This window comes from Dietzia sp. B44, from assembly GCF_014145245.1.
Taxonomy (GTDB): Bacteria; Actinomycetota; Actinomycetes; order Mycobacteriales; family Mycobacteriaceae; genus Dietzia; species Dietzia natronolimnaea.
In genome coordinates this window covers 302-7,630 of record NZ_JAALEF010000517.1, presented here as the reverse complement: position 1 = coordinate 7,630, position 7,329 = coordinate 302, and the positions used below count along the sequence as shown (strand labels likewise).

Sequence of the window (7,329 nt, the reverse complement as noted above, 5' to 3'; positions counted from 1 at the left end):
GCCGGCATCCCGCACGGGGCCTACTTCGGTGTCGCCTCGCTGGTCGCGGCCTCGCTCGCCGGCCCGGGCAAGCAGGCTCGCGCGGTGTCGCTGGTCCTGCTGGGTCTGTCGGTGGCGACCGTGATCGGTGTCCCCGCGGCCACGTGGCTCGGGGAGGCCGCCGGGTGGCAGGCGGCCTTCCTCGCGGTCGGGGTGATCGGGGCACTGACCGTGGCGGCCATCTTCGTCGTCGTCCCCGAACCGTCCGGCGCAGTGGTGGTCAGGGCGCGCGAGGAGCTGGCCGCGCTGGCCCGGCCGCAGATCCTGGCGACCCTCGCCGTGGGCGGTGTGGGGTTCGGCGGGATGTTCGCCGTCTACACCTACATCCAGTGGACGATGGTCGACGTGGCCGGTATCGACCGCGGCTGGATGCCCGCGGTGCTGGCCGTCTACGGTCTCGGCATGGTGACCGGAAATCTGCTGGGCGGAGTGGTCGCGGACCGGGACCTCGACCGTGGGTTGGTCGCGATCGCCTCGGGCATGACCGTGGTCCTGGCCCTGTTCGCGGTGGCCGCGCACCATCCGGTCACGGCACTGGTGGGCCTGTTCCTCGTGGGGGCGACGGGGTCCGCCCTCGTGCCCGGACTGCAGGCCCGGCTGATGCAGTACGCGGGCCGGGGGCAGACGCTGGCGGCCGCGCTCAATCACTCGGCGCTCAACGCCGCCAACGCCCTGGGGGCGTGGCTCGGCGGAGTGGTGATCGCGCTGGGCTTCGGCTACACCTCCCCGGCCCTCGCGGGGGCCGCCCTCGCGGCGGTCGGATTGGCGATCCTCGTAGGCGCGGTTCTGGCCGCCCCCCGACCGGACCGGGACGTGGTCACGACGGGGTGAGCGCCGGCACGAGCCACCGGTCGAGCAGCGCCCGGACCTCGTCCTCCGGTCGCGGCACCTCGGTTGAGGAGTCCAGCAGCGAGATGAGGAGTCGCATGATCATCTCGGCGAGGCCGTCGAGGTCGGCGTCGGAGACCCCGGCGTCGGACCACTCCACGGGGAACCGACGCAGCATCGCCGAGCCGTAGTCGAGCATCAGCGGCGAGGTGGCCGCCCGGCTGAACGTGGCGGTGTCGCCGAGTTGCAGCAGCAGGTTGAGTCGTGGGTCGCTCGGCACTGTGCGCAGACAGAACAGGATCCCCTCGACCACGGCCTCCGCGGGAGTCCGGCTGCCCTCGAGGTGGGAGACCAACCGGTCGACAAAGTCCTCGGCACCCCGGGCCGCCACGGCGCTCATGATCTCGCCGATGCTCCCGAGGTGCCGGTACACCGTTTGCCGGGTCACGCCGAGCTCGGCCGCGACGTCGGAGAGCGTCGTCTTGGCTACTCCGTGCCGGTCGATCAGCCCGGCGGTGGCGTCGATGATGCGCTGACGCGCCTCCTCCTCGTCCGCCGGGGGCCGGCCCCCCCACCCGTGTCTCGCCATCGGTTCAGGGTGTCACATCGGCCTCGCGCGTCCGCGGATCCCCGGTGCCCGCGGTGGTGCCGGGGGCGGAGCCGACCTCGCGGGAGGGGGACCGGGTCGCCAGGAGCGCCGCGACGACGAACCAGATGGCGACCGCGAAGCAGGCGAGCGCGTACCACCCGCTCCCGATCGGGGTGCCACCGCCGGTGACCCCGTCCGTCGCTCCCAGGAAGGCCGGGAGTGCCGCGATCCAGAACGCCGCGTGTACACCGACGTAGAGGACCGGGTAGACGCGGACGAAGGCCGGTGAGGCGACCGGTGGCGTCGAGCCCCGCCAGGTCCGGCGGGTCCCGTCCGCCAGCAGCCACAGGCCGACGAGCCAGAGGATGCCGAGGAACGTCCAGAGGATGGTCCGTTGGAGGGTTCCCTCGCTCTCGGTGTCCACGCCGACCCTGGTGGGCGCGGCCAGGATCACCATGAGTACCGGGGTGAGCACCCCCGCGACGACGGTCCGCCAGGCCACCGAGCCGCCGCCCATGGGCGTTCCGGTGCGCCCGGGCCCGCCCAGGAGCTTCACGACGAGCCACACCATGACGCCGAAGGACACCGAGGCGAACACCCACATGCTGTTCATCGGGACGGAGGCGAACATCGGCGTGTTGATCATGTTGTCGGGGTTCCACGCCCACCACCTGAGCTGGGGCCCGAGTTGGTCGAAGATCTCGTAGAACACCTGGCTGGCGAACGCGGTGGCGATCGCCCCGATCGCGGCCCCGCGCCGGGCGAAGATCCCCAGGGCGCGGACGAGCTCGTAGGTGAGCTGTGAGATCACCGGGTAGAACGCCACGATGTACAGCGGCAGTCGGTCGAACATGAACTGCACGGTGAAGACGTTGTGGGAGAAGATGAAGCCCACGTAGTCCTGCAGACCGAACCACTCGGGGAAGTACAGCGGTGGCTCTATGACCGCCAGGTAGATCAGGGAGGCGAACCACAGCCCGAGGTTGACCGGGTCGCCGTCGCGCCTCCAGCGCCGCCACGCGTGCACGAGGGCGAAGACCGCACCGGCGATGATCAGCACCTCGAGCAGGGGCATGGTCCAGTGCTCGAGGGCGAACGGTGAGCGAACGGCCCCCACGGGGTGTGCGTCGTCGCAGGAGAAGCCGAGGAAATCGGCGACCTGCCGGGCATCGGGTTCACAGGAGTACGCCATCGCTCAGCCCTTCGTCTGTCGGGTCGCCGACCGGACGGCGGAGGCCGCCGGTTCCACGGGGTTCGCGGGATCGGAGTAGTCGGTACCGGGCGGGTCGAGGCGGATGTCGAAGCCACCCGGCACGCGGGTGCGGCCGAGCGCCTCGCGGACCTTGTGGCGCAGCAGGCCGTAGACGAAGCGCGGGTCCGTCATCATGTCGCGGAGCGACTTGTCGAGGTTGAACACCGCGGTGAACGTCTGCTCCACGTGGTCGTCCTCACGGGCGGCGGCGGTGATGGCGTTGAACACCGGCCACGACACCCGGGACATGATCCTGCGTCGCCACGCGGGCGCGACCTCCGTGCCCTCGGCGAAGTCGTATCCCTGGTCGCGGGCCATGGCCAGCATCCACGGCACCTCCAGTGACGTGCGCTGCCGGTCGAGGAACGCGCGGGTGAACGAGGAGTCGAGTGACCGGTGCTCGGCCAGGATGTCGGAGAGCACGACCGCCGAGCGGGCGGCCGAGCTCATCCCCTGCGCGTAGAACGGATTGAAGGCGCAGGCCGCGTCCCCGATGGCCACCAGGCCCAGCGGTGGGTGTGCCAGCTCGTCGTAGCGGCGCCACTTGTTGCCCGTGGCGCGGGTGAGGTGCACCTCCGAGATCGGGGTGCCGGCCCGCATGGCGGCGGCGAAGGTGGGCGCGCGGAGTTGGTCGGCGGCGGCCTCGAACGTCTCGGGCGTGCGCGGCATCCGGATCCCCCACGAGCCCATGCACGAGATCGCGCGGTCACCCTCGACGGGGAAGAAGTTGGAGAGGAACTCGTGCTCCTGCGGATGGGGGCCGGTGTCCTGGGTGGGGGTCAGGACCAGGTGCTTCCACCACCAGTTCGGCGGCCGCTGCGAGGCGTCCGGGAGTTGGTACCAGCGGGACGTGTAGGTGACCTTGGCGTCGAGGGTCTTCTCGGGGACGGCCGGCCAGCCGGCGGCGGCGAGCCAGTCCCGGACGGAGGACCCGCGACCGAGGGCGTCCACCACGAGATCGGCCTCGAAAATCCGGGTCTCGCCGTGCGCGTCGCGGTACTCCACCCCGGTCACTCGCCCGGCCGGTGTCCCGCCTCCGGTGGTGGACAGGCCCGACGCGGTCACGCCCTCGCAGATCTCGATGGTCGGCAGGTCGCGGACCTTCTCCCGCAGGACACGCTCGATGAGGATGCGGGAGGAGTAGATCATCGTCATGGTGCTGGCCTTGCGCGGCCCCCAGCCGTCCATCTCGCCGTAGGCCGCGTCCATCGAGGGCATCAGCAGCATCCCGCCCGCCTCGATGAGCGACTCCTCGAACCCGGGGAAGATCGCGCCGATCGCGCGTCGCCCGGCGTTGAGGACGAAGTGCGGGTGCTTGCTCTGGGGGACCCCGCGCCGGTGCTCGGCGCCGGGCGGCAGTTCGTCCCGCTCGAGCACCACCACCCTGTCGAAGTGTGGCGCCAGGACACCGGCCGAGCACAGGCCCGCCACGCTCCCGCCGAGGACCACTGCCGTCGCTCCGTGCATCCTTCAGTTCCCTTCATTCATACATTGATCGTCTCAATGTATGAATGTGCGAACCGGGTGTCAACGGATACGTCTGACCGGGTCGGTAGCCTGAGCGGCGTGAGCCTCACCGTCAGCACCGTCAACGTCAACGGGATCCGCGCCGCCGTCAAGCAGCGGTCGGAGACCAACCTCGGATTCCTGCCCTGGCTGGAGGGCAGTGGCGCGGACGTGGTCGCGCTCCAGGAGGTCCGCGCCGACGAGGGCCAGACCCGTAAGGCGCTAGCCCCGGCCCTCGACGCCGGCTGGCACCTCGTCGGCTCCGCCTCCTCGCTCAAGGGCCGGGCCGGCGTCGCGCTGTTGTCCCGGCACGAGCCCGCGGAGGTGCGCATCGGGCACGGTGATCCCGAGTTCGACGAGTCCGGCCGCTACATCGAGGCGGTGTACCCCGGCGCCGTCGACGGGGAGACCGTCACCGTCGCCAGCCTCTACCTGCCCTCCGGGACGGCCGAGACCCCCAAGCAGGACGAGAAGGACCGCTTCATGGCGAGCTTCCGGGAGCACCTCGCCGAGAGCGCGAAGTTGGTCGGCGCCCGCGACGGTCACGAGATGATCATCTGCGGCGACTGGAACATCGCCCACCGCGAGGCGGACCTGAAGAACCACAAGGGGAACCACAAGAGCTCCGGCTTCCTGCCCCACGAGCGTGAGTGGATGTCAGAGTTGTTCGCCGACGCCAGCGGGTGGACCGACATCGTCCGCCATCGTCGCCCCGACGAGATCGGCCCGTACTCCTGGTGGAGCCAACGCGGCAAGGCCTTCGACAACGACGCGGGCTGGCGCATCGACTACCACGTGGTGACCGACGGCCTGGTCGATCGTGCCGTGGCCGACCGGGTGGACCGTGCGAGTGCCTACGACATGCGGTGGTCCGACCACGCGCCGGTCACCGTCGTCTACGAGTGACGACGACGAGGGCGTCCGCACCGGAGGGGCCCGCGATCGCGGATGCCGCGCGGCGAGCACATCCGTAACCTCGGCTCCATGCCGACGTATGCGACTGCCGACCGTCCTGACCGAGCCGGACTCGAGGAGTTCCTGCGCCCGCGGCACCGCGCGGTGCTCATCACGCGGAAGTCCTCGGGAGGGTTGCAGAGCTCGCCCGTGACCTGTGGTGTCGACTCCGAGGGCAGGCTCGTCGTGGCCACCTACCCGCAGCGGGCGAAAGTGGGCAACATCCGACGGGACGCGGCGGTCAGTGTGTGCGTGTTGTCCGACGAGTTCAACGGGCCCTACGTCCACGTCGACGGAACCGCTGAGATCGTCGACCTCCCGGAGGCTGTGGAGCCGCTGGTCGAGTACTTCCGCAGCGTCGCCGGCGAACACAGCGACTGGGACGAGTACCGCGAGGCCATGGTGCGGCAGCGCAAATGCCTCATCCGGGTGACGATCGACGACTGGGGGCCGGTGGCGACGGGCGGGTTCCCGCCCGAGCAGGACCGGTCCACCGGCCGATGAGGGCGTGATCGGGGGGCCGGGGGCGCCGTGGGAAGATGGGCGCCATGTCTGAGCAGTCCACTTCCGCAGCTCCTGCGCCCACGACCGCCGCGACCGGGGCGCCCGCGACGCGCCAGCGCGTCCTGTCCGGCATCCAGCCCACCGCCGACTCCTACCATCTCGGCAACTACCTGGGCGCCGTGCGGCAGTGGGTGGACCTGCAGGACGATTATGATGCCTACTACTTCATCCCCGACCTCCACGCGATCACCGTCAGGCAGGATCCCAAGGAGCTGCGCGAACGGGTGTTCCGCGGCTGCGCACAGCTCCTCGCGCTGGGGGTCGATCCGGGCCGCTCGGTGCTGTTCGTGCAGTCGCACGTGCCCGAGCACGCCGAGCTGGCCTGGGTCCTGGGGTGCATCACCGGGTACGGCGAGGCCGCCCGGATGACGCAGTTCAAGGACAAGTCGTCCAAACAGGGCACGGACGGGACGACCGTGGGGCTGTTCACCTACCCGGTCCTCATGGCCGCCGACATCCTGCTCTATCGCCCGCACCTCGTGCCGGTGGGGGAGGACCAGCGGCAGCACCTCGAGCTGACCCGCGACCTAGCGATGCGGTTCAACTCCCGCTACAAGAAGACCTTCGTGGTGCCCGAGGGCAAGATCCTCGAGGGCTCGGCGAAGATCTACGACCTGCAGGACCCCACGGCCAAGATGAGCAAGTCGGGGGAGAACCCCAAGGGGATCGTCAATCTGCTCGACGACCCGAAGGTCTCCGCCAAGCGGATCCGCAGCGCGGTGACCGACTCCGATGGTGACATCCGCTTCGATCGCGAGATGAAGCCGGGTGTGTCGAACCTGTTGACCATCCAGTCGGCGTTCACCGGGCGGCCGGTGGCGGACCTCGTGGCCGATTACCATGCCGCGGGGGCGGGGTACGGCGCGCTCAAGACCGACACCGCCGATGCCCTCGAGGCCTTCGTCACCCCGTTGCGCGGTCGGTTCGACGAGTACATGTCCGACAGGGGCCAACTCGAGCAGATCCTCGCTGACGGCGCGGATCGCGCGAGATCCGTGGCCGGGCCCGTGCTCTCGCAGGTCTATCAGGCGGTCGGGTTCACCGCACCGCGCCGCGGATAGGACACCCAGGGCGCAGGCCACTGCGTAAGAATAAATCTATACAGATGTATCCTTGCAGCGACGAAACCCAAGTTCACGGCGTAGGCCGCGGGGCGAAACACCTCCGTCACACTACGTCCTTAGAGTCGCTTTCAGCTCGACGGGGAGAGGAACCCGTCGGGTGTCACATCACCTGTAGGGAGTGGAAGCATGGGTCTAGTCGCCGGTCTCATCGGAATCGTGGGGGATCTGCTCCATCTGCTGCTGGGCGGCCTGTAGGCCCCGCGCCGCGGTCGACGAACGGCGCCCCTCGCCAGACGTGGTGAGGGGCGCCGTTCCGTGTGCGGCGCGCCTCCCCGGCAGAACGTCCGCGCGGAGGGAACTCAGGTCTCGGCAGTGCCCTGATGGAAGGTCTGGCGCCAGGAGCCCCTGGACCGGACCCACACCGAGCTGCGCAGGATCGAGTCACCACGGGACCGCTCGCGCCAGATCACCAGGATCGTGTCGGAGGCGAGTTCGCGGGCCTCGATGACCTCCATCGTGTGGTCTCCGGATGC

Annotated in this window: 7 protein-coding genes; 4 read left to right on the top strand and 3 right to left on the bottom strand. The window is 69.9% G+C overall.

From position 1 onward, the window contains the following. Positions 1-870: MFS transporter (locus tag G6017_RS15805; protein WP_182618212.1), on the top strand; the 870-nt coding region annotated here is incomplete at its 5' end. Here the strand turns inward: G6017_RS15805 and G6017_RS15800 are convergent. The 3 genes from G6017_RS15800 to G6017_RS15790 are packed head-to-tail and all read right to left on the bottom strand — an operon-like array spanning position 857 to position 4,175. Continuing rightward, a complete protein-coding gene (locus G6017_RS15800) occupies positions 857-1,456 on the bottom strand; it encodes a TetR/AcrR family transcriptional regulator (RefSeq protein ID WP_182618210.1) in 600 nt (199 codons plus the stop codon). The two genes, G6017_RS15805 and G6017_RS15800, sit on opposite strands and share 14 nt — an antisense overlap. A gap of 4 nt (positions 1,457-1,460) precedes the next feature. Further along, a complete protein-coding gene (locus G6017_RS15795; RefSeq protein ID WP_206682443.1) occupies positions 1,461-2,648 on the bottom strand; it encodes a hypothetical protein in 1,188 nt (395 codons plus the stop codon). A 3-nt stretch (positions 2,649-2,651) separates the two neighbouring features. After that, positions 2,652-4,175 (bottom strand): FAD-dependent oxidoreductase, encoded by a 1,524-nt coding sequence (locus G6017_RS15790; protein WP_182618209.1) that lies wholly within the window; start codon positions 4,173-4,175, stop codon positions 2,652-2,654. 99 nt (positions 4,176-4,274) lie between these two features. Between G6017_RS15790 and G6017_RS15785 the strand changes: the two genes are divergently transcribed. The 3 genes from G6017_RS15785 (at position 4,275) to trpS (ending at position 6,793) form a co-directional block, all read left to right on the top strand. Further along, positions 4,275-5,120 (top strand): exodeoxyribonuclease III, encoded by an 846-nt coding sequence (locus G6017_RS15785; protein ID WP_182618207.1) that lies wholly within the window; start codon positions 4,275-4,277, stop codon positions 5,118-5,120. Between the two features lie 78 nt (positions 5,121-5,198). Then, positions 5,199-5,672: a PPOX class F420-dependent oxidoreductase gene (locus tag G6017_RS15780; protein ID WP_182618205.1), complete on the top strand. Its 474-nt coding sequence runs from the start codon at positions 5,199-5,201 to the stop codon at positions 5,670-5,672. A gap of 44 nt (positions 5,673-5,716) precedes the next feature. Then, positions 5,717-6,793 carry a tryptophan--tRNA ligase gene (gene trpS / locus G6017_RS15775; protein ID WP_182618203.1) on the top strand — a complete coding sequence of 359 codons (1,077 nt, stop codon included), beginning with the start codon at positions 5,717-5,719 and terminating at the stop codon, positions 6,791-6,793. Positions 6,794-7,329 lie beyond the last annotated feature (536 nt).